Here is an 18,866-nt window from a genome sequence, read left to right as displayed (position 1 = left end):
GGGATAAATCAGCTGGCTCTTTTGTGTCCCATCTTCTTTACCTAGCTATAATGAGACCAAGGCTTAGGCTTCACGGAATAGAAAGACAGCTTTGGTTTCAGAGACCAGCCAATGCATACAAGAAAAAAAAACCGGTTTACCAATCAAGTAGTCGATTGCTCCTACTGTATGCACCATACGGCTCTCCCATCGGAAAGGCTTGCTGGAGCCGTTTATTAAAATCAATCTATAGTCTTTCTACTTAAAAATCTCTTTCTATCAGGTGTATTCCCCCCGCCTTAAGTAAAGAACAAACGCTATCCCCTTCTTTTATTTTCATTTCAAAAAGAGCGTTGTGGCTTATAAGTGCAGTTAAGACCATCCCACAATCTATAAAAACCTGTGCAAAACCTTCGTTGACTTTTATTTTTTTAATGATTCCAATAAAACGATTTCTTACGCTGAACCCTTGTAGTCCACCTGCTGGAGCTGATACACCGTCTGGCTTACAAAGAGAAAGATCTTCTGCACGGAAAACACAAAAGACTTTTTTCCCGCTGATAATTTTTCCCATATTTTCTTTTAAAACAGCTTCCACAAGCCCAATGGGTGTCTTCATCCTCACATTCCCATTGATTATGTCAAGAATTTCCCCTGGAATGATGTTTTCTATACCGATGATTTTAGCGACCTCAACCGTTTCAGGTTGCAGAAACACTTCCCGCAGCTCTCCAAGTTGGAGGAGTTTTCCACGATCAATTATTCCGACAAATCGAGCCATTTGGATAATTTCAGTTTTTTCATGGCTAATCAATACTGTCAGCCTTCCGTTTTCAGAGGCAATTTCTTCAATAAGCTGTCTTAGATATTCTTTTGATTTAAAATCAAGCCCATTTAAAGGTTCATCGAGTAAAAGCAACTTTGGCTCTCTGGCTATTGCCCTGGCCAAAGCCACTCTTCTTCTTTCCCCGCCAGAAAGGGTTTGCGGCCACCGCGAGGCCAAATGTTCAATCCCCACTTTTCTCAAGGCTTGCCTTGCTTTATCCCTAGCTTCTGCTTGAGTGAGTTTAAGTTGGTTTTTAAGTCCATAACTCACATTGTCTTGAACTTTTAAATGAGGGAAAAGAGCCTCTTCTTGAACAACATAGCCTATACTTCTTTTATAGGGAGGAACATTTATCTTTTTTTCTGTATCCAGCCAGAGTTCTTCGCCAACTCTAATAATTCCGCGATCTGGAATATCTAGTCCAGCGATACAACGTAAAAGAGTCGATTTTCCGCTCCCTGATGGACCAAATATCGCTATTAAAGAAGATGGAAATAGAGGAAGAGTTAATTCTACTTCAACTCGAAAATCTTGGGAAAGATCCTTTTCTATTTTTAAATAAAAAGATTTTTTCTTTTCCATTGGCTATTTGAAGTGGAATATACAAGAAAAAGGACGAAGAATGAAAATAAGAGAAGTACGAGCGCCGTCGTATTTGCCCCTTGGTAATTGAGTCCTTCGACTTGGTCGTATAAAGCTATAGAAATAGTTCGAGTTTTACCTGGTATATCCCCTCCCACCATCAGCACGATACCAAACTCTCCTAAGGTATGAGTAAAACTTAAAACTGTCCCCCGCAGAAATCCTTGTAAAGAAAGAGGAAAGATGACCTTAAAAAAAGTATTCCACTGGCTTTCTCCACAACATAAAGAAGCTTCAATGAGCTTGCTATCAACCAGACTGAAAGCTCCTGCTAAATTCTGAACCATAAAAGGCAAACTATAAATTATAGAGGCAATGAGTAAGCCTTCGAAAGAAAACACTAGAGATTTTCCAAACAATTTGGAATAGACAGTGCCAATACCTGAATTACCAAAAAGAATAAGTAGATAAAAACCAAGAACAGTTGGAGGTAAAACTAAGGGCAAACTAACTATGGAATCCACAAGTATTTTCCACTTTCTTTTTTTGCCAAAACTCAACCAATAGGCAAGAGGTATACCCAAGAGGTAGAGGCAGATGGTTGTCCAAAAGGATAATTTTAAACTTAACCAAAGTGCTATCCAATCCACGTTTCCAATCAGGTTTTATGGACCAAACCCATATTTTTTTAAGGTCTTCTGACTTTCTTCGCTTAAAAGATAATCTTTAAATTTTTTAGCAATAGAAAGATTCGCTGTTTTTTTTATAATAATGCCATATTGAAGGATTTTTGGGTAAAACGAAAGAGGAATTTCTACATAATTCCCCTCCTTGCTAGCTTTAGGCGACAAAGCGATTGCCAGGGGAATAAAGGCAAGTTCTGCGTCTTTTTCTTCAGCAAACTGAAAGGCTTGAATGACGTTTTCTCCATAGACAAATTTAGAATCTAATTTCTCCCACAGTCCTGCATTCTCTAAAGCAGTTTTAGCTGCTTTTCCATAAGGAGCATGCAGTGGATTAGCAAGGGCTATTTTCGATACTTTCTTGTTAGTGAGCAACTCTTTCCAATCTTTTCCCTCTCCAAACAAACCTTTTCGCATCCAAAGAACTAGCCTACCTACAGCATATTGGAACGGTTCTTCAGCTACGTAACCTTTGGTATATAGTAAAAAAGGATATTCTTTATCTGCAGAAAGAAAAATATCAAAAGGCGCCCCTCTTAGGATCTGTTCATAAAATTTTCCAGAGGCTCCATAGATAACTTCTACTTTTACATCTGGATTGAGAGTCTGAAAAGGACTAATAATCTCAGGAAGAACAAACCTCAAATCCGCTGCAGCCGCGACCGTTAATGTAGAAGTCTGCAACGGCTTTTGGCTTTGAGCAAAACAAACCGAAAAAGGGGGTATTAAGAAAAAGCTGAAGAGAGATGTAAAATATAGAAAACACATAGCTATTTTTAAATAACCTTAAGGGAAATGTCAATGAGAGAGAAATAAGGGACAAAATGTTGTAATTCTTTTAAAGCCATTATTTGCTTTTCATCTTTCCTTCTTTAGAGAATGTTTTTAAGATTAGTAAGGTTTTGAAGCATGATGGAAGAACAAAGGCCAGGATCGAAAGTACCAGTTCGAATATGGGAATTTTCTGATTCGAACAAAAGGAACAGGTTGGACTATGTGATTACTGAAGAACCCTTAGAAATTCGACTTAGAGCAGGCAGTGAAGAAAAAACGCTTGCTGTTACTATGAGAACACCAGGCGCTGATTTTGATTTGTCCCTTGGATTTATTTTTTCTGAAGGCATTGTGCCTGGACTAGAGTCCGTGCATTCCATTTCCTATTGCATAAGAAAAGAAATTGCAGAAGCACAGAGATACAACACGCTTTTGGTTACCCTGAATCAACCCCATCTCCCAGCAATGGGACAGTTCGAAAGACATTTTATGACTTCCAGTGCTTGTGGGATTTGCGGGAGAACTGTTGTTGAGCTATTAGACAAAAAAGAAAACGTTTCAGCAAGCTCCCAAAACAATTGGAAAATCCCAGTAGAGATTCTTTATAAGCTGCCTGAAGAATTTCAAACACGACAAAACCTTTTTAAGACGACAGGAGGATTGCATGCTGCCGCTTTATTCGATATTGAAGGGAACTTGATCCAAATCAAAGAGGATGTTGGAAGGCACAACGCGATGGATAAATTAATTGGACATGCCCTTCGAGAAGGTCTAATTCCAATGAATAAACACATTGTTATGGTTAGTGGTAGGGCAAGCTATGAGCTAGTTCAAAAAGCTTACATGGCAGGGCTTAAATTTTTCTGTTCTGTCTCTGCTCCCAGCAGTCTGGCAGTCCTTATTGCTAATAAATTTTCTATGACCCTTGTAGGATTCCTCCGTAAAAAAAGATTTAATGTTTATAGCGGGATTGATAGGATAAGCTAGGCATTTTTCTTTTTTCTGCTCCTAACCTTTGTTGTACTATTGCCAAGAATGGTTTTCCGAATAGATTTTAAGTGATGCCTTCTCATTATAAGCGTATTTTGTTAACCTTAACTGGCATTTTTTTATCTCTTTCTATCCTCTTGGGGATGAGTATTTGGCAAAGACAAAGTACCCAAGAACAAACTGAAATTAGAAAGTTCAGATATGAACTGGGTAAGGAACTGGATAACTTATCCCCTTTAATGCAGCAAATTGAAACAGAAAAAAAACAATTTGACACTCTCTATGAAAATACCTTGAGATCCTCTTTGCCTGAACAGATTCCAATATCCTTGATGGAAACTTCCCTTTTTAGATATCAAACCCTTTTGGATGAGCTTTCTACAAAAATTGCCAAAATCAACACCGAAATTTCCTCCCTTGTAGCAAAGTGGAATTTATCTTCCCAGTCAGATTTATTCGATCCTGTTCTTTTGCACCGATGGACAGCCATCAATGCAAAAATAGACAGTTATTCTTCAGATCTCCACTTGCTTCAAACAGATATCCAACTTGCTTATCAGAGAAGAAACGAACTTTTAGCTGCCATCGCCCAGCAAAAAGAATCATTAAAACGACAAGAAGCTCTGGCCGCTTCTAAAGCTGCCGCTTATTCTACAACTACGGCTCCTGCTCTTGCCAACGCCTCTACTCCCTCCTCTCAACTCTATGTTGGAAACGAAGAAAACAATACCCAATTAACCTATTCGGGAAACCCATGGGGAGGCTATGGATATGGATGGGGATGGGGATGGCCCTGGTGGTGGTGGGGTTGGGGCTTTGGCTTTGGGTTTGGTTGGGGATTGTGGTGGCCTTTCCTATGGGGTCCCTTTGGATTTTTTCCAGTTGTAATTGAAAAAAATGTCTTTGTTACAAAAACACCTACCCAACAACATCCTGGCACCATGCATCAACATATGGGAATCGGTCCCACCCATACTATTCCTTCTGCAGGCCATCCTTTTAACCATCCTGGATCTTTTCATGCTACCCAACACCAATTGGTCCATGCCAATGGGATCCGCGATACGGCTCATGCACTCTCCCATGCTTCAACTCAAAACTCTCTTCATTCAGATTTTCATCAGCTTCTTCACCAGGATCATCAAAACCTTATTGGCTTACATCATGGGAACTGGGCACATGGGCAACTTAACAATTCGCTTTCCCCTGTCCATCCGCAACATCTAACCTATCATGGTCTTCATGATATCACAGGCCATACACTAAATACGCCTTCTTTTGGTCATCTGGCTTCTCATTTTAGAGGCGGAAATGCATCTTCTCATTTTGCAGGTCAATTAGGCAATGCACACCTTCATTCTTTTTCAGGAATAAGCAGCTTTCACGGAAGTACTGGAATCCCCCATGGATTCATATTCCATGGGGCCAGTGGCCTAGGCCATGGAGGATTTTATGGCCATCAAGGCTTTATAGGGCACCAAGGCTTTATTGGTCATCCAGGTATGTTTCATGGAGGGATGGGTGGATTCCATGGAGGAATGGGGGGCTTTCATGGAGGAATGGGTGGATTCCACGGCGGGATGGGCGGTTTTCATGGAGGAATGGGAGGCTTCCACCGCTAATGTTCTATTTGGTCTTTGTGTCTTGGGATACTTCTTCCATATCTTTTTGAATTTTTCCTGCTTCCTTTCCGATAGCCTTTTCAGCTTTTTTCAGCTGCTCTTGAGCTTCCTTTTCCCATTGGTTCCATTGTTTTAAAAAATCCTGTTGTTCTCGAAGATACTCTTGATGAAGGGCTGCAGCTGCTTTCTGGTTTTGCCTTGCAACTGCTTGTTGCCAATCATTGAATATTTTTTCTATCCGACTGTGTTTTTTCTTTAAATCCGCAACCTTTCTATTTGTTGATGTATTAAAAGTAGATGCATTAGTGTTAGGATTGGCCTTTTCATGTTGTCGGTTTTGAAGAGGGTCAGTCGGATTTTTGCCGAAAGTTTCAAAACAGAGGGAGCTAAAAAGTAAAAGAAATAAAGAAAAGATAAAGATTTTCATATGTAACAATTAAAGAGAGAAAAAATAAAAAATACAATGGCAATTGATCTAACAGTGGTCTTTTTCGTTTTCTTTTTTTTCTTTCTTTTATAAGTTATTGATATGAATCAGACTACGTTACCATTGGAAATTGGGGCCGATGTTCCTGATGTCATTGCTATTGACCAAGATGGCAATAGCATTTCTTTACAATCTATTGCTAAAGAAGGAACCTTCTTATTTTATTTTTATCCCAAGGCGGATACCCCTGGTTGCATTAAAGAAGCCTGTAATTTAAGAGATAATTATAAGATGTTGATAGATCATGGAATTAAAGTTTTCGGCATTAGTATGGATACAAAAGAGGCTCAAAAAAAATTCAAAGAAAAATACCATCTTCCCTTTCCTCTTTTGGCTGATCCTGAAGGAAAACTCGTGGAAAAATTTGGGGTTAGCAAAAAAAACGGCCATGCTTCAAGGCAGTCATTCTTGGTTAGAAACGGAAAAATTGTATGGCGTAATCTAAAGGTCAAACCTGAGACGCATGCACAAGAAATCCTTGAAGAGGTCAAAAAACTCAACAAATCACCAGAGTCATCTTAACTAACGTTAAAATTTCAAAAACGCCTTCCCCCCTATGACAAAATAATTTTTTATAAATGCATAATACATTAAAATTCTGGATTCAGGCTATCCTCTCTTTGTTATTTGGATTCATTCTTTTTGCTAAGCCCCATTTCCTCTATTTCTTAATTGCTTCTTATTTGCTTCTTTTTTCTGTTTTTGGTTTCTTTTTCCATCTTCCTCTCCTGTTTTGTCTTTGGACAGCTTTATGCGGTCTACTGATTTTCCTCTTTCCAAACTTGATAGCCTATCTAGTGGCTTTGCATTTTGTTTTGTTTGGACTTTTGACATTTCTAACAATAGGACCTTCCTTTTTCAGCTTTTTCCCTATGGCTATAGCTATTCTTCTTTTTCTTTTTCCTAATGCCATTGCCTATCTCATTGGATCATATTTGATAGTTAACGGTATAGGCGCTCTCTTAAGCCTTTTTCTGCAACATAAAGGAAGATTTATGATATGAAATGGAATCTAGTTATTTGTAAGAGAACCTTGAGATTGTCTTGCTTTTTTTTTCTTTATTTTTCTTTTGTATTCATTTGCCAATCTCAACAGGAACCGGTAACAAGCATTGCTTCGATGGAAAAAAGTCAAGCAATCGAAAAAATTGCTGCTCCTATAGCACAAGAACTTCAAGAATCTCTTAAAAATATCTTAACAACAAAACTTAAGGAAATCGGGCCTATAGAGACCCTCAAATTTTGCAATTTACAAGCCTTAGCTTTGACAGATCAAGTAAAAGAAAAGCATGGTGCAAGAATCACCCTTTTAAAAAGGACCTCTGATAAGATAAGAAATCCTCTAAACAAACCTGATTATGCAGAAAAAGAGGCCCTCGAAATTTTTTTAGAGGCTCAGAGAAGACATGAACCTTTTCCTTCTAGTTATGTCCAGAAAGTAGAACAAAATTGGACTACTAAATACCGGTATTATAAACCACTTTTTATCGGCAATATTTGTTTAAACTGCCACGGATCTCTAAGCCAGATGAGTCCATCTCTTAAAGAAGAATTGCAGAAAAGATATCCCTTAGATGAAGCAACTGGATATAAACTTGGTGATTTTAGAGGATTAATTACCGTAGAGGTCAGTTTATCTGAAGGAGACTGAATGTAAAGCCAAGGGCTTCCAAGGCCTATTCTTTCTTGTGGTTAGTCTGTAGCCTCTCTATAGTATGAACAAAAAAGCAAAGATTAATGACTTTTTCCCAATGGTAATAGATTGGTTTAAATACTTCCTATGTTATTTTCTCTTCTTCTTTTTTTCCTTGGCCTTGTAATTCTTTCTATTTCTATTCTTGTTTTAGGCTTGTATTTCTTTGGGAAAGTTTTGGCGAATCTCGCTGTGACTGTACCGCCCGCAGCAAGCCCGAATCTAAATCCTGAATTGATTGGTTTAAAATATCAAAATTGGAAAATCCTATCAAAAGACAATATAGGACTAGCAGCTTGGTTTATTCCTCCACCAAGCTCTTCCTCTAAGAAACCCCCAATCATTGTTATTCATGGATTAGGGGCCAATAAGGAATTTATGATGAGTTATATCCAACTAGGGCATACTCTAGAATTTCCTGTTCTTGCCATTGATTTACGAGGACACGGTGAAAGTGATCCTACTGTAGTCACCTTAGGGTTGAAAGAAAGCTTGGATATAGAAAGTTGGATAGAAGAACTAGAAAAAAAAGGATATACTTCCCCTATTCTTTGGGGAACTTCTCTTGGGGCCGTCACCGCTCTTCTTTCTGGATCAAAGCTTAATGGAAAAATCAGTGCAATAATAGCCGATGCTCCATTTGACACTCTTTATAATGCTTTAATCACCCATGCTAAGGTACTATTTAGATTGAACGAGTTCCCAATGGTTCCAATCGTTTCATGGCATCTCAAAAGAAGTTATGGCATTGATGCTCATAAAATTGATTGTGTAGAGGCGGCAAAGAACATCGGTTGTCCCCTCCTCATTCTTGCTGCCGAGCAGGATGTCAGAATGCCAATTAATATGGTTCAAAGAGTCTTTGATGCGGCAAAAAATCCTAAATTTTGGTGGATCATTCCTAATGCCAATCACGAATTAAGACTATTCAATGATGATTTTAAAGAAGTCATTACAAAATTTTTGTATAGAACATCAATAAAGAATGCCAAATGACCTCTCAATGAAGAGAGCTATAAAAGAAAGGTGATTTGGCCAGAATAATAGCTTAGCGCCAATCAAAGTCGAATACACTCTATAAGTGTATTTTTGGGAACGAGGCTCAACTCTTGAGCCAAACTAATAAGAACATCTGCTTTTGTCGCTGAAAAAACCCCTGAAGGATCTGCCAACGACACCGGATGAACTAGTATTTTGCCACGGCAATCCTCTTCTTTTGCAAAATAGTATTCTGTTCTCCCCGGTTTTTTTGCTACATCCATCGCTAGATGCGCCTGAAATTTTATAAACGGATTCCTAGACCATCCCATAAGTTTGGTAACAGCCTTTCTTAGCAGTTCATAAAAACAGACCACAACAGCGGCAGGATTCCCAGGAAGAGCTATAAATGGAATCCCATCAAAAGAAGCAAAGGAGAAGGGACGGCCTGGCTTAATAGCAATTTTTTTAAAATAAATTTTACATTGTGTATCAATAAATTTAGCAACAAAATCTTTTTCTCCAACAGACAATCCCCCAGTAGATAATATAAGATTGGCATTGCACCTCTTGGCCTTATCCATTTCCTTTTCTAGTGCCTCCATATCGTCAGCTATTATATTTCCACCAATCACCTCCACTCCAAGCTCTTTTAACGCATTGGACAGAAAAATCCTATTGCTATCATAAAGCTGGCCCATCTCAAGAGTTGCCCCGACTGTTTTAAGTTCAGTCCCCGTGCTTAACAAGTACACAACCGGTTTGGGTTTCACTCTTAGCTGCGTAATGCCTAAAGTTGCTAAAAGATTGATCGTCCTGGAATCTACTTTTATCCCTTTATGAAAAAGCAATTCCCCTTTTTTGATTTCATCTCCGGCTTTTCGGATATTTTCACCCTTTTTATAGGCACCTTTTATTTTGATGCGGCCATTCTCAGGATGAACCTCTTCTTGGACGACAACCAGATCAAAGGGTTTAGGAATAACCGCCCCTGTGGCTACTTTAACGCATTGATTGGGGTGGAAATCTTCCAAAATGGGCATACCTGCATACACTTCAGCCGCCACTAAAAACTCTTTTTCTTTATTTTCTAAAAGAGCTTCTGAACAAAAAGCATATCCATCCATCATAGAGATATCAAAAGGGGGAAAGGCAGTAGGGGAAAAAATATCCTCAGCAGTGATGGAGTTGAATGATTCTTCTAAGGGAAGGAGTTTATCCCCTTTGATTTCATTAATAGTTTTCTCTATTATCTCTAAGGCAAGAGCAATGGAAATATAAGTTAGAGGTTGCTGAGTCATCATTAATTTTTGTTTTCTTTCAACTACCTAAAGGAAGTCTGGTATCTAACAAAAAAGAACTTATAGCCGTTGCATCGTCTCTAAAAAAAACGGGTAAGTTTTTGTAAGAACTTACCGGTGCTCTTTGTCCTGTAATGAATCCAAGGCAATTATCTGTTTCTTGCAACACTTCTTCCCCTTGTTCAATCCTATCGATAAAACAAAACTTCGGGAATGGATCCTTCTTAAAACCTTCGATCAAGATAAAATGATAGCTAAAAGATCGCATCAGATCAAAAAATGCATTGAGAACCATTTGTTGAGAACACTCACAATCCACAATCATTGCCGCTTGCTTTTCCGAAATGATGCAGACGCTTGAAGCTCCAGACTCTTTAAACTTAAAACTATCTTTTCCAGGACAATCCATTTGAAATCCTTTATGGGTATGCTTTAAAGCCCCAACTTTATAGCCTTTAGAAGTAAGCAATGCAATAAGTTTACATATTAGTGTTGTTTTCCCACAACCGCTTCTCCCTATAAAGCCAACAATAGCTATAGCTTGTTTTTGCATTCACTTAGCTTTTATCTATCCAATCAAACATCTTATTGGCTTCCTCAAATGCTTCAAGAGTATTAATGTTAAAAAATCTTTGCGATGCATCAGCCCAATCCACTTTAAGTGCTGCGACCTTTCGATAAAAACCTTCAACTTGTCGCTGTCCTGAAAGCAGATATTCTTCTAGCTGTGACAATGCGGATTTTTTAAAAAGAGCAAAAAGAAACTGTTCTTTTTGTCCATCCGAAATATAGGCAACCGAAGCAGAAGAAGAAAGGAGTTTTTCCAGAAGGACTCTTTCCCATCCAATTTCAAAAAAAGGACAATCACAGGGGAGAACTAACAACAAAGAACTTTGTATATTCAAAAGAACTGAATAGATCCCTCCTAGCGGTCCCAGATTTTCTACACAGTCTTTTATAACAGGCCATCCATATTTAGCATATTCATCGAGAAAACGATTGGCACTGATCCAAAGAGTTTTTACCCGTGGTGCGAGTTTTTCAGCAGCATAGACAAATAACGGTTTTCCTTTAAGCAGGAAAAGCCCCTTTTGTTTTCCCCCCATCCGTTTGCCTTGCCCTCCGCAAAGAATGACACCATCGATCTGAACCTCCCCATGACTAAAGCCAGTGGCTTGTGGCGGACGCATCCTGTCAATTTGCATCTTTTTTTTACAAAGGATAAAGGACTTTTTTCCTTGAATTGAATCGCGTTAGCTCCCTATAACCGACCTCTTTGACTAGGCAAAGAGCTTTATCAAAGTCACTGCCGACTTCGGCAGGACTATGGGCATCAGAACTAATTAAAATAGGAATTTTTTTTTCATAAGCCATTTCTAGAAAGCGTTTTTCTGGATAGATTTCTTGAACTGGCTTTCTGAGACCTGCCGTATTAATTTCAAAAGCAAGATGATGATCAGCCATCGCATTAAGCGCTTCTTTGTAAAAAGAAGAAAGATCTTGTTGGGGTTTCCGGTTAAATTTTTTTACCAAGTCAGGATGTGCTAAAAAATCGAAAAGCCCTGAACAAGCCATCTTTGTATACAAAGAAAAATATTCGGTCCAGACGGCTTCCACTGAATATTCATCCCATTTATTTAATTTTGAGGGATTATCAATGTCCCAATCCTTGGAAATGTAGTGGATGGAGCCTATAAGATAGTCCCAGGGAGCTAAAGTCGATAAAAACTGAATATGCTTTTCATAACCCAAAAGAAAATCACACTCTAATCCAAGTCTAATAGGATAATTTGGAAATTTTTTTCTTGTTTCTTCAATCAGTTGGAAATATTCATCGAGCTGGTCAAGAGACATTCTCCAGTCATCGAAATAATGTGGCATAGGATTATGATCAGCAAATCCCACTTCGATTAGTCCCTTTTCTATCGCCACTTTAACATACTCCGACGGTTCTCCAACAGCATGGCCACACAGTGGAGTATGAAGATGATAGTCAAAAAGCATAATCTTTTTCCAATACAAAAGGAAATCTCAGTCCTTATGGGATAAGATTTCAATGGCTCTATTAATCTCCTCTTCGGTGTTATAAAAGTGTGGAGAAAACCGAATATACCAATTTTTATTCCTATCCATCCGAAAAGAAATTATTATTCCTTGGGATTTTAATTTGGCAAGCAGTTCTGTAGGATCAACTCCAGCTGCAGTTGCAGAAACTATTCCAGAACATCGCTCAAGGGGAAAATCGTCTGACAAGCATTTCCAACCAATTCGATTTAGACTTTCTCTAAGATACTGATGCAGAAAAAGAATCCTTTCTCTGATTTTATCTATACCAACTGCAAGCAACAGATCCATCGAAGCCTCCATTCCAATAATGCCTAAAGCATAGAGAGCCCCACTTTCATAGCGTCGAGCTCCTTTTTCTAATTCCATAGTTTCCTGGGCAATAAAATGGGGGGACTTGACATTCCATGCACCAAGCAAAGAAGGAGCTAGGTAATCCTGTAAGGATTCTTTGCAATAGAATATCCCTGCTCCCAGAGGACCTAGAAGCCACTTATGAGAATCAGCACTGAGAAAATCAAAATATTCAGAGTCCATAGTTGAAATGCCTAAGGACTGTATCCCATCTAAACTAAATAAAATGCCTCTCTCATGAAGTGCTTTGCCAATTTCTTTGTAATCCAAAAGATAACCTGAAAGATAATGACAACTAGCAAGGGCCACAAGCTTTGTTTTGGAGCTAAGGACACTCAAAAGCAGAGACAAGGTTATTTTGCCTGGTTCTTCAGGACATAAAGGAACGGTTTTAACCCCAAATTTTTCAAGATTTTTCCATGGATAGACATTGGTCGGATAATCATCTGGATAATAGACAACTTCATCCCCTGGTTTCCATGGGATACCATTGGCTACCAAATTAAGTCCAAGAGCGGTAGGGCCTAGTAAAGCTATTTCGGAGGGCTTAGCATTGATCAATTTAGCAGCGGTTTCTCTGGCTTTTGTAATGGTTTCAAAAAATGATTCTGTTTCTTGGCTCCAATCCGAAGCATCAAATGCGGCTGCCGATATCTTTTCTGCCGAAGGAGCGGGCAAAGGCGAAACGGCCGCATGAGCCATGAAAACTCTATTGCGAGTTACCGGAAAAAGCGTGTTTCTTAAATTTTCTATGGAAAGAATATCTTCTATCGAACATTTTAGCATGAAATCCTACTAAATAAGTTTATATAAATATTTTACATTATCATCCAACTTTTTTGATAGCTGGGGCATACTCCCCCATCCCCAAAAGACACAGGCATTCTAGCAACCTCTCACAATGGTTTGAAAGGATGTTTCCAATGATTAAAAAAGCCATTGCTTAAGAAAAAAAGATGAACTACGAAGACTTCGGTAATTTTTTTCTTATTTTTTCCACAGACTTTTTAATCTCGTCAACAGCTCTATGAATCTCTTCTTCAGTATTATACCTTCCTAAGGAAAAACGAATACTTGATTTGGCTTCTATAGGATTTAGACCCATGGCCGTCAATACCCTAGATGGCTTCAATGAACCTGTTGTGCAAGCCGATCCACCAGAGGCATATATGCCTTTTTGGTCAAGATCAAAAAGAAGAGTTTCTGAATCTACGCCCTCAAAAAAGATATTTGTCGTATTAACAATTCTATGCTCTTTATCACCATTGACTTTTGTAAAAGGAATTTCTTCTAAGATCCTCGACTCTAAAAGATTCCTTAGCTGTAAAATTCGCTTATTATCTTCTTCCATGTTCTGAGAGAGGATCTCTATAGCTTTGCCCATTCCAATAATAGCCGGGACATTTTCTGTTCCAGCACGACGATGCATCTCTTGAGATCCGCCTCGCATAAAAGGTTCAAACTGTTTTCCTTTACGAATGAACAAGGCACCAATCCCTTTTGGTGCATAAAACTTATGACCAGTCAAAGAAAGAAAATCAACGGGGATCTGGGATAGATCAATCGGAATTTTCCCAATCGCCTGCACCGCATCGGTATGAAATAACACCCCTTTTTCTTGACACATTGCTGCGATTTGCTCGATAGGAAAAACCACACCGGTCTCGTTATTGGCCCACATAACAGAGACAATAGCTGTATCCGCAGTCAGATGTTTTTCTATCTCTTCCAGCTTTAATAAACCAGATGCATTCACACCGATTCTCAGAACTTCAAACCCTCTTTTCTCCAAGTCAACGCATAACTCATAAATGGCAGAATGTTCGGTGGCCGTCGTAATGACTCTTTTTTTCCCTGTTGTTCGAAGCGCAGACAAAATCGCAGCATTATTTGATTCAGTCCCACAGCTAGTGAAAACAATTTCTTCTTCTTCGCAACCTAAAAACCGGGCAAGAGCAATCCTTGATTTTTTTACATACTGCTTGGCTTCCTGACCAAGTCGATAAGGACTGGAAGGATTCCCATAGTAGACAGAAAAAAAGGGAACCATTTCCTTAAGGACTTCAGGATCAACAGGTGTAGTCGCATTGTTATCCAAGTATATGAATCGGGTCATGTTAAATACCTTCTTTTAAACATTTCAAAAAACAACTAAAAACTTCATCTACGCTAAATGTTAGTCTTTTGTCCTTATTCCACAATATTTTGAATCTTTTGTCTAATCTTGGGTACATCCAAATAGTAGGGTCAGTAGGACCAAATAAAACAATCGAAGGACACCCAACAGCCATAGCCAACTGCGTTATACCACTATCATGCCCACAGAACAAGTTAGACAATTTGAGGATCGCACCCACAGAAGGAAGATCTTGATTTATTATTCTTAGATCGGCTGGAATCTCATTTAACTCTTTTCTTTCCATTTCAGCTGGCCCCATGATCAGGATAAGACGATAGCCCATTTTTTGTATGCGCTGACAAAAAGAGACCCAATTTTCTACTGGCCAACATTTTTTCTGGTTTCCACTTCCAGGATGAATAGCTATTTTTACTTTCTCCTTTTCTATACCACATAATAAGCCTAATGCCTTTTCTACATCCTCTTTAGAGAGAAAAATCCTTGGTGGAGGCAGACAGTCTAAAGAATTTATGATGCCTAATTCCATAATGGGCTTAGCAAGCCATTCCACAACATTTCCTACGCCCCTAAAAGGGGGGCAGTAAATTACTTTTTTAACTCCTAAAGCATAGAGATTTTTTCTCAAAATCCCTTGTTCATCAGGGGTATAACAGAGGACAATGTCAACTGATGCAAAATAGTCTCTAAGGGCTAATCTGGGGATGAGATCTTGAGAAAAAAGAGGGGTAAAAAAAGCAGCTCCTATATCATAAACCTTATCAAAATAGTATCGATTTTCTCCTAGAATTCCAAATCTAGGAGTACCAAGTAGCTCCAGCTTGGAAGGTTGCACCTGATTCTTTAAAATATAAATTGCCGGTAAAGTCTGTATAAAATCCCCCAAGCCTCCACCCCTGATGATCAGCATTCTGTCTTTAGAAAAGAATTTACGCATCGATAAAACCAAGCAAAGATAATACCAGGCCAAACATGAGAATCAAAAGAGCAGTCAATTTGATCTTTCTTTCTGAAGAACAGAAGTAGAGTATCTTATCCCTAGCCAGATAAGGCATACCAACGAATAAAACTCCTACAATTATCCAGCCGTAAGCTAAGAGCACAAGTAGAATCCGCCAGCTTCGCATACTTAAAAATGTGCCATCTAAAATGACATTTGCTCCTAACAGAAGCAAAAGCGCCAAGGCCCTTAGGGAAATGAAGTCCTCTATAGCCACTATCACCAGTATCCCAAATATAAAAGCAAAAAGAATAAACCAAATCCTATATTGGGTATATTCACCTAGATCCATAATCGCCAATAAGATTATGACCCATAGTACCGAAGTACCCATTAGCAGCTTGCCTAGAAAATCATTTCTAGGAAAATTTTTAAGGAATCGACAAAAAGAGGAGGGATATAAAAAAGCGATCGCCCCTAGAAGCAGATGTAGGAACCCGGTGCCAAAGGCCACAGCTTTCAAAGAAAGATGATAAATCATGTTATGGTTCTCTTCTATCCTTTCTTACCAACCAGGTTCTTGTTGAGTTATACAGTGAATGGCTCCCAAACCCCAAACTAAATCTTTGGCAAAAAAAGGACAAATTTTTCTTTCGGGAAAAAGACCTTGTAAAATTTCTTCGGCTATCTCATCCATTGGATCTTCAAAAGTAGGAACAAAGAGGGAATGATTTGTCAGGTAAAAATTTAAATACGAAGCGGGCAATCTCATCCCACTTCTTATGACAGGGTTGGGCATTGGCACTTCGACTATTTCAAAAAGCTTCCCGTGGTAATCACACTCTTTAGCTAATTGTTCGATATTCTTTCGAAGACTGAGATAATTGCCATCCGAAGCATTTCTTTCAAATGCGCAAGCTATGGTATTTACACTCACAAACCTGCTGTACTGATCTACATGGCCATCGGTATCATCCCCCATGATTTCGGCCTCTAGCCAAATAACTTTCTCTATTCCAAGAAATTCATAAAATATCTTTTCGATTTCTTTTAGGCCAACTCCAGGATTCCTATTGGGATTATCAATACTTTTTCTAGAAGCAAGAAGCACACCATTGCCGTTGGAATCAATAGCCCCTCCTTCTACAACAATCCCAGGGGAAAAAACCCGCATACCTAAGTATTTCCCAATTCTTTCAGGAACATGATCATCCAGATCATAGGGGGGATATTTTCCACCCCAGGCATTATAAATAAAGTCCACAATCGCTATTTCCTCTTCGTTGCGTACAAAAATCGGCCCATGATCCCGACACCATGGTTCATAGGCGGGATTTTCGTATAAAAAAATTTTTCTGTTGATTTCTCCCCCCCGCTCTTTGAGTAGATTTTCTAACTCAACAAACTGCGTTTTATCAAACACGTTTATTCTCACCAACTCATCTTGAGAGATAGCCAATGCCAATTGAATCCAGATTTCTTCAGCTGCTTGGAAAAGTCCTGGAAAGCTAATACTTTCTTTTCTAGGCCAAGTAAGCCAAGTTGCTCTATGCCTTTCCCATTCGGCTGGGAACATAAAGCGCAATAATGAAGCTGTTGGAGAATTTTTATTTCTGAAAGAGGTCGTTTGCATGGGTCTAGCAAATAGCTACAGAATTAAGGAAAATATCTTCGAGTGATCTGTTCATAAAGGTCGATCCTCCGATCACGTAAAAAGGGCCAATTTATTCTTGTCTTCTCTATGAGGCTAAAATCCAGTTCTCCAACCACAATTTCTTCTTTTTCTCCAGCTTGGTTGATGATTCTACCAAAGGGATCAATCAAAAAACTTCTCCCCCAAAACTCAATCCAGCGACTTTTATCGTCTCCTTCCACCCCAGTTCGATTAATGGAAGCTACGAAAATTCCGTTGGCAATGGCATGGGCTCGCTGAATAGTTAGCCAAGCGGTCAACTGATCTTGGCCAAAGGCCATTTTTTCTTCTACAAGCCAACCGATAGCTGTAGGATAAAAAATGATCTGAGCCCCCTTTAAGGCAGCGATTCTGGCTGCTTCTGGGAACCATTGATCCCAACAAATTAAGACCCCAATTCTTGCATAACGGGTCTGGAAAACAGGAAAATCATTTTCTCCAGCTGCAAAATAGTACTTTTCAAAATAACCTGGATCATCCGGAATATGCGCTTTTCTATAACAGCCCAAATAGCTTCCATCCGCATCCACTACAATGGCCGTATTGTGATATAATCCAGCAGCCCGCTTTTCAAAGATCGATCCAATCAATACAACATTAAATTTTTTAGCAATTTCCATGAAGCATCGAAGGGTAGGACCATTGATTTCTTCAGCCCAACTAAAAAATTCAGGATCAATTCGATTACAAAAATAACGAGTTTTAAAAAGTTCCTGAGTACAAATAATCTCTGCGCCAAGTTCTTTAGCTTGGCTAATTAGTTCCAAATGATGAGCCAGTCCTTGAGTCGGATCAACAGCTCCAATGCTTTGAATAAGCGCTACCCTTACCATTTAGATCTTTCTTTTTAAAAACATTTTGATAGTTTTCTTTCCAACGATGAAATGTCAATGAACTCTTTCATTAACCATACATTTCTATTCTATTGAAAGTGAATATTCTGATTGGCAATTCAAAAAAAATGTTATTTTTTTTTCTTAGCCTTTTCCTACTTGGAGGCTGTTCGATCAGCCCCATTACAGGATCCTATCGTCATAAAGCCAGCAAACAGCCCTCATTTTCCTTACTGTCAGCTCGTCCTAGCGCATTCATCGGTCAAAACGTTCTTTTAGGGGGAGTCATCCAACGATGTATGAACCATGAAGGAGAAAGCTTAATGTTGATTATTCAAAAACCTCTGGATCCCTCCACAGACAAGCCCATAGTACAATCTCCTTCCAAAGGAAAATTTTATTTATGGTATAAAGGAAAAGTCGATCCCAAAGTCTATTCAACCGGCAAAACGATTACAGTGGCTGGAAAGATCGTCTCTCCCTTTAAAACTAGTATAGAGACCCCACATTATTTAATCGTCGAAGGGGAAGAGTTTTTTCTATGGCCCAAAGAATCGCTCCCTCCTTATGCCCAAAAAGTTCCCACAAAAACCATTCTAGAAAATTTATGGGAACCGGTTGGATTTGAACCATGGACAACAGGATGGGGAGAAGGATGGTGGTAGGTAGTTGTTCTAGCTTTACCATCCATCGCCGTAATGCCCCTGCCTTCAGGCATGGGGATATAAGGCGATAAATTATAGCTATGTGTAGTATAATTATGTATGAACAGAAAAGAACAATTGAAATCCAATAAAAATATTGTATATTCCTGCAATTACCATATTGTATGGTGTCCGAAGTACAGGCGTCCTGTTCTTGTTGGCGATATTGCTCAGAGGCTTAAAAGTCTCATCATCAGTATATAGAGAATCAGAAAAACGTATGACA

General features: G+C 38.9%; 21 protein-coding genes and 1 pseudogene. 8 read left to right on the top strand and 14 right to left on the bottom strand.

Going from position 1 to position 18,866, the window contains the following annotated elements:
• Positions 1-241: 241 nt before the first annotated feature.
• From A7Q09_RS07430 to modA, 3 genes are read right to left on the bottom strand one after another with little or no spacing between them, the layout of a single operon-like run.
• On the bottom strand, positions 242-1,387 hold the full coding sequence (locus A7Q09_RS07430; RefSeq protein ID WP_134390776.1) for an ABC transporter ATP-binding protein: 1,146 nt from the start codon (positions 1,385-1,387) through the stop codon (positions 242-244).
• On the bottom strand, positions 1,360-2,037 hold the full coding sequence (modB, locus tag A7Q09_RS07425; protein WP_134390774.1) for a molybdate ABC transporter permease subunit: 678 nt from the start codon (positions 2,035-2,037) through the stop codon (positions 1,360-1,362). Before modB ends, A7Q09_RS07430 begins: the two co-directional genes overlap by 28 nt.
• A gap of 15 nt (positions 2,038-2,052) precedes the next feature.
• Positions 2,053-2,754 (bottom strand): molybdate ABC transporter substrate-binding protein, encoded by a 702-nt coding sequence (gene modA, locus A7Q09_RS07420; RefSeq protein WP_244228600.1) that lies wholly within the window; start codon positions 2,752-2,754, stop codon positions 2,053-2,055.
• Positions 2,755-2,979: 225 nt separating this feature from the next.
• On the opposite strand from modA, the gene fdhD reads away from it, so the two are divergent.
• Both fdhD and A7Q09_RS07410 read left to right on the top strand, forming a co-directional pair.
• The gene (fdhD, locus tag A7Q09_RS07415) at positions 2,980-3,831 is read left to right on the top strand and encodes a formate dehydrogenase accessory sulfurtransferase FdhD (RefSeq protein WP_134390771.1); all 852 of its coding nucleotides are present in this window, start codon (positions 2,980-2,982) and stop codon (positions 3,829-3,831) included.
• 74 nt (positions 3,832-3,905) lie between these two features.
• The gene (locus tag A7Q09_RS07410; protein WP_134390809.1) at positions 3,906-5,456 is read left to right on the top strand and encodes a hypothetical protein; all 1,551 of its coding nucleotides are present in this window, start codon (positions 3,906-3,908) and stop codon (positions 5,454-5,456) included.
• A gap of 4 nt (positions 5,457-5,460) precedes the next feature.
• On the opposite strand, the gene A7Q09_RS07405 is transcribed toward A7Q09_RS07410, so the two are convergent.
• Positions 5,461-5,883, bottom strand: coding sequence for a hypothetical protein (locus A7Q09_RS07405; protein WP_134390769.1), 423 nt, complete (start codon positions 5,881-5,883; stop codon positions 5,461-5,463).
• Between the two features lie 102 nt (positions 5,884-5,985).
• Here A7Q09_RS07405 and A7Q09_RS07400 point away from each other — a divergent pair, with 102 nt between their 5' ends.
• The 4 genes from A7Q09_RS07400 to A7Q09_RS07385 all read left to right on the top strand — a co-directional run bounded on the left by A7Q09_RS07400 (position 5,986) and on the right by A7Q09_RS07385 (position 8,632).
• Positions 5,986-6,465: a peroxiredoxin gene (locus A7Q09_RS07400; RefSeq protein ID WP_134390767.1), complete on the top strand. Its 480-nt coding sequence runs from the start codon at positions 5,986-5,988 to the stop codon at positions 6,463-6,465.
• 56 nt (positions 6,466-6,521) lie between these two features.
• Complete coding sequence (locus A7Q09_RS07395) at positions 6,522-6,947, top strand: hypothetical protein (protein WP_134390765.1); 426 nt, start codon at positions 6,522-6,524, stop codon at positions 6,945-6,947.
• Positions 6,944-7,594 (top strand): DUF3365 domain-containing protein, encoded by a 651-nt coding sequence (locus A7Q09_RS07390; protein WP_134390763.1) that lies wholly within the window; start codon positions 6,944-6,946, stop codon positions 7,592-7,594. The genes A7Q09_RS07395 and A7Q09_RS07390 overlap by 4 nt, the downstream gene beginning before the upstream one ends.
• A gap of 129 nt (positions 7,595-7,723) precedes the next feature.
• Positions 7,724-8,632 (top strand): alpha/beta hydrolase, encoded by a 909-nt coding sequence (locus tag A7Q09_RS07385; protein ID WP_134390762.1) that lies wholly within the window; start codon positions 7,724-7,726, stop codon positions 8,630-8,632.
• Positions 8,633-8,694: 62 nt separating this feature from the next.
• Here A7Q09_RS07385 and A7Q09_RS07380 read toward each other — a convergent pair whose 3' ends face one another.
• The 10 genes from A7Q09_RS07380 to A7Q09_RS07335 all read right to left on the bottom strand — a co-directional run bounded on the left by A7Q09_RS07380 (position 8,695) and on the right by A7Q09_RS07335 (position 17,936).
• Positions 8,695-9,918 (bottom strand): molybdopterin molybdotransferase MoeA, encoded by a 1,224-nt coding sequence (locus A7Q09_RS07380; protein ID WP_244228599.1) that lies wholly within the window; start codon positions 9,916-9,918, stop codon positions 8,695-8,697.
• 16 nt (positions 9,919-9,934) lie between these two features.
• Positions 9,935-10,468 carry a molybdopterin-guanine dinucleotide biosynthesis protein B gene (gene mobB, locus A7Q09_RS07375; RefSeq protein ID WP_134390760.1) on the bottom strand — a complete coding sequence of 178 codons (534 nt, stop codon included), beginning with the start codon at positions 10,466-10,468 and terminating at the stop codon, positions 9,935-9,937.
• Positions 10,469-10,472: 4 nt separating this feature from the next.
• Positions 10,473-11,120 carry a molybdenum cofactor guanylyltransferase MobA gene (gene mobA, locus A7Q09_RS07370; RefSeq protein ID WP_244228598.1) on the bottom strand — a complete coding sequence of 216 codons (648 nt, stop codon included), beginning with the start codon at positions 11,118-11,120 and terminating at the stop codon, positions 10,473-10,475.
• Between the two features lie 7 nt (positions 11,121-11,127).
• Entirely contained in the window at positions 11,128-11,919 is a 792-nt protein-coding gene (locus A7Q09_RS07365; protein ID WP_134390758.1) for a histidinol-phosphatase HisJ family protein, read from the bottom strand.
• Positions 11,920-11,946: 27 nt separating this feature from the next.
• The gene (locus tag A7Q09_RS07360; RefSeq protein WP_134390756.1) at positions 11,947-13,119 is read right to left on the bottom strand and encodes an aminotransferase class V-fold PLP-dependent enzyme; all 1,173 of its coding nucleotides are present in this window, start codon (positions 13,117-13,119) and stop codon (positions 11,947-11,949) included.
• A gap of 175 nt (positions 13,120-13,294) precedes the next feature.
• The gene (gene nifS / locus A7Q09_RS07355; protein WP_134390754.1) at positions 13,295-14,449 is read right to left on the bottom strand and encodes a cysteine desulfurase NifS; all 1,155 of its coding nucleotides are present in this window, start codon (positions 14,447-14,449) and stop codon (positions 13,295-13,297) included.
• A 1-nt stretch (position 14,450) separates the two neighbouring features.
• Positions 14,451-15,380 carry a glycosyltransferase family 9 protein gene (locus A7Q09_RS07350; protein ID WP_244228597.1) on the bottom strand — a complete coding sequence of 310 codons (930 nt, stop codon included), beginning with the start codon at positions 15,378-15,380 and terminating at the stop codon, positions 14,451-14,453.
• A gap of 19 nt (positions 15,381-15,399) precedes the next feature.
• Positions 15,400-15,951, bottom strand: coding sequence for a hypothetical protein (locus A7Q09_RS07345; protein WP_134390751.1), 552 nt, complete (start codon positions 15,949-15,951; stop codon positions 15,400-15,402).
• Positions 15,952-15,975: 24 nt separating this feature from the next.
• A complete protein-coding gene (locus tag A7Q09_RS07340; protein ID WP_134390749.1) occupies positions 15,976-17,043 on the bottom strand; it encodes an agmatine/peptidylarginine deiminase in 1,068 nt (355 codons plus the stop codon).
• 23 nt (positions 17,044-17,066) lie between these two features.
• Positions 17,067-17,936 (bottom strand): carbon-nitrogen hydrolase, encoded by an 870-nt coding sequence (locus A7Q09_RS07335; protein WP_134390747.1) that lies wholly within the window; start codon positions 17,934-17,936, stop codon positions 17,067-17,069.
• A gap of 128 nt (positions 17,937-18,064) precedes the next feature.
• On the opposite strand from A7Q09_RS07335, the gene A7Q09_RS07330 reads away from it, so the two are divergent.
• Both A7Q09_RS07330 and A7Q09_RS07325 read left to right on the top strand, forming a co-directional pair.
• On the top strand, positions 18,065-18,601 hold the full coding sequence (locus A7Q09_RS07330) for a Slp family lipoprotein (protein WP_134390745.1): 537 nt from the start codon (positions 18,065-18,067) through the stop codon (positions 18,599-18,601).
• Positions 18,602-18,700: 99 nt separating this feature from the next.
• A pseudogene (locus A7Q09_RS07325) lies at positions 18,701-18,832 on the top strand (transposase); the annotation flags it as partial.
• Positions 18,833-18,866: the final 34 nt, after the last annotated feature.

It is taken from the genome of Methylacidiphilum sp. Yel, from assembly GCF_004421185.1.
GTDB lineage: Bacteria > Verrucomicrobiota > Verrucomicrobiia > Methylacidiphilales > Methylacidiphilaceae > Methylacidiphilum.
The sequence above is the reverse complement of the archived record's forward strand: the minus strand, read 5'-3'. Positions and strand labels throughout refer to the sequence as shown.

Bases quoted from the DNA above. Each gene is read 5' to 3' on its own strand.
- A7Q09_RS07390 (WP_134390763.1), top strand. From the start codon at position 6,944: ATGAAATGGAATCTAGTTATTTGTAAGAGAACCTTGAGATTGTCTTGC.
- A7Q09_RS07410 (WP_134390809.1), top strand. From the start codon at position 3,906: ATGCCTTCTCATTATAAGCGTATTTTGTTAACCTTAACTGGCATTTTT.
- A7Q09_RS07360 (WP_134390756.1), bottom strand. From the start codon at position 13,119: ATGCTAAAATGTTCGATAGAAGATATTCTTTCCATAGAAAATTTAAGA.
- mobA (WP_244228598.1), bottom strand. From the start codon at position 11,120: ATGCAAATTGACAGGATGCGTCCGCCACAAGCCACTGGCTTTAGTCAT.
- A7Q09_RS07380 (WP_244228599.1), bottom strand. From the start codon at position 9,918: ATGATGACTCAGCAACCTCTAACTTATATTTCCATTGCTCTTGCCTTA.
- mobB (WP_134390760.1), bottom strand. From the start codon at position 10,468: ATGCAAAAACAAGCTATAGCTATTGTTGGCTTTATAGGGAGAAGCGGT.
- A7Q09_RS07345 (WP_134390751.1), bottom strand. From the start codon at position 15,951: ATGATTTATCATCTTTCTTTGAAAGCTGTGGCCTTTGGCACCGGGTTC.
- A7Q09_RS07340 (WP_134390749.1), bottom strand. From the start codon at position 17,043: ATGCAAACGACCTCTTTCAGAAATAAAAATTCTCCAACAGCTTCATTA.
- A7Q09_RS07405 (WP_134390769.1), bottom strand. From the start codon at position 5,883: ATGAAAATCTTTATCTTTTCTTTATTTCTTTTACTTTTTAGCTCCCTC.
- A7Q09_RS07430 (WP_134390776.1), bottom strand. From the start codon at position 1,387: ATGGAAAAGAAAAAATCTTTTTATTTAAAAATAGAAAAGGATCTTTCC.
- A7Q09_RS07350 (WP_244228597.1), bottom strand. From the start codon at position 15,380: ATGCTGATCATCAGGGGTGGAGGCTTGGGGGATTTTATACAGACTTTA.
- A7Q09_RS07330 (WP_134390745.1), top strand. From the start codon at position 18,065: ATGTTATTTTTTTTTCTTAGCCTTTTCCTACTTGGAGGCTGTTCGATC.
- nifS (WP_134390754.1), bottom strand. From the start codon at position 14,449: ATGACCCGATTCATATACTTGGATAACAATGCGACTACACCTGTTGAT.
- fdhD (WP_134390771.1), top strand. From the start codon at position 2,980: ATGATGGAAGAACAAAGGCCAGGATCGAAAGTACCAGTTCGAATATGG.
- A7Q09_RS07400 (WP_134390767.1), top strand. From the start codon at position 5,986: ATGAATCAGACTACGTTACCATTGGAAATTGGGGCCGATGTTCCTGAT.
- A7Q09_RS07365 (WP_134390758.1), bottom strand. From the start codon at position 11,919: ATGCTTTTTGACTATCATCTTCATACTCCACTGTGTGGCCATGCTGTT.
- A7Q09_RS07385 (WP_134390762.1), top strand. From the start codon at position 7,724: ATGTTATTTTCTCTTCTTCTTTTTTTCCTTGGCCTTGTAATTCTTTCT.
- A7Q09_RS07335 (WP_134390747.1), bottom strand. From the start codon at position 17,936: ATGGTAAGGGTAGCGCTTATTCAAAGCATTGGAGCTGTTGATCCGACT.
- A7Q09_RS07395 (WP_134390765.1), top strand. From the start codon at position 6,522: ATGCATAATACATTAAAATTCTGGATTCAGGCTATCCTCTCTTTGTTA.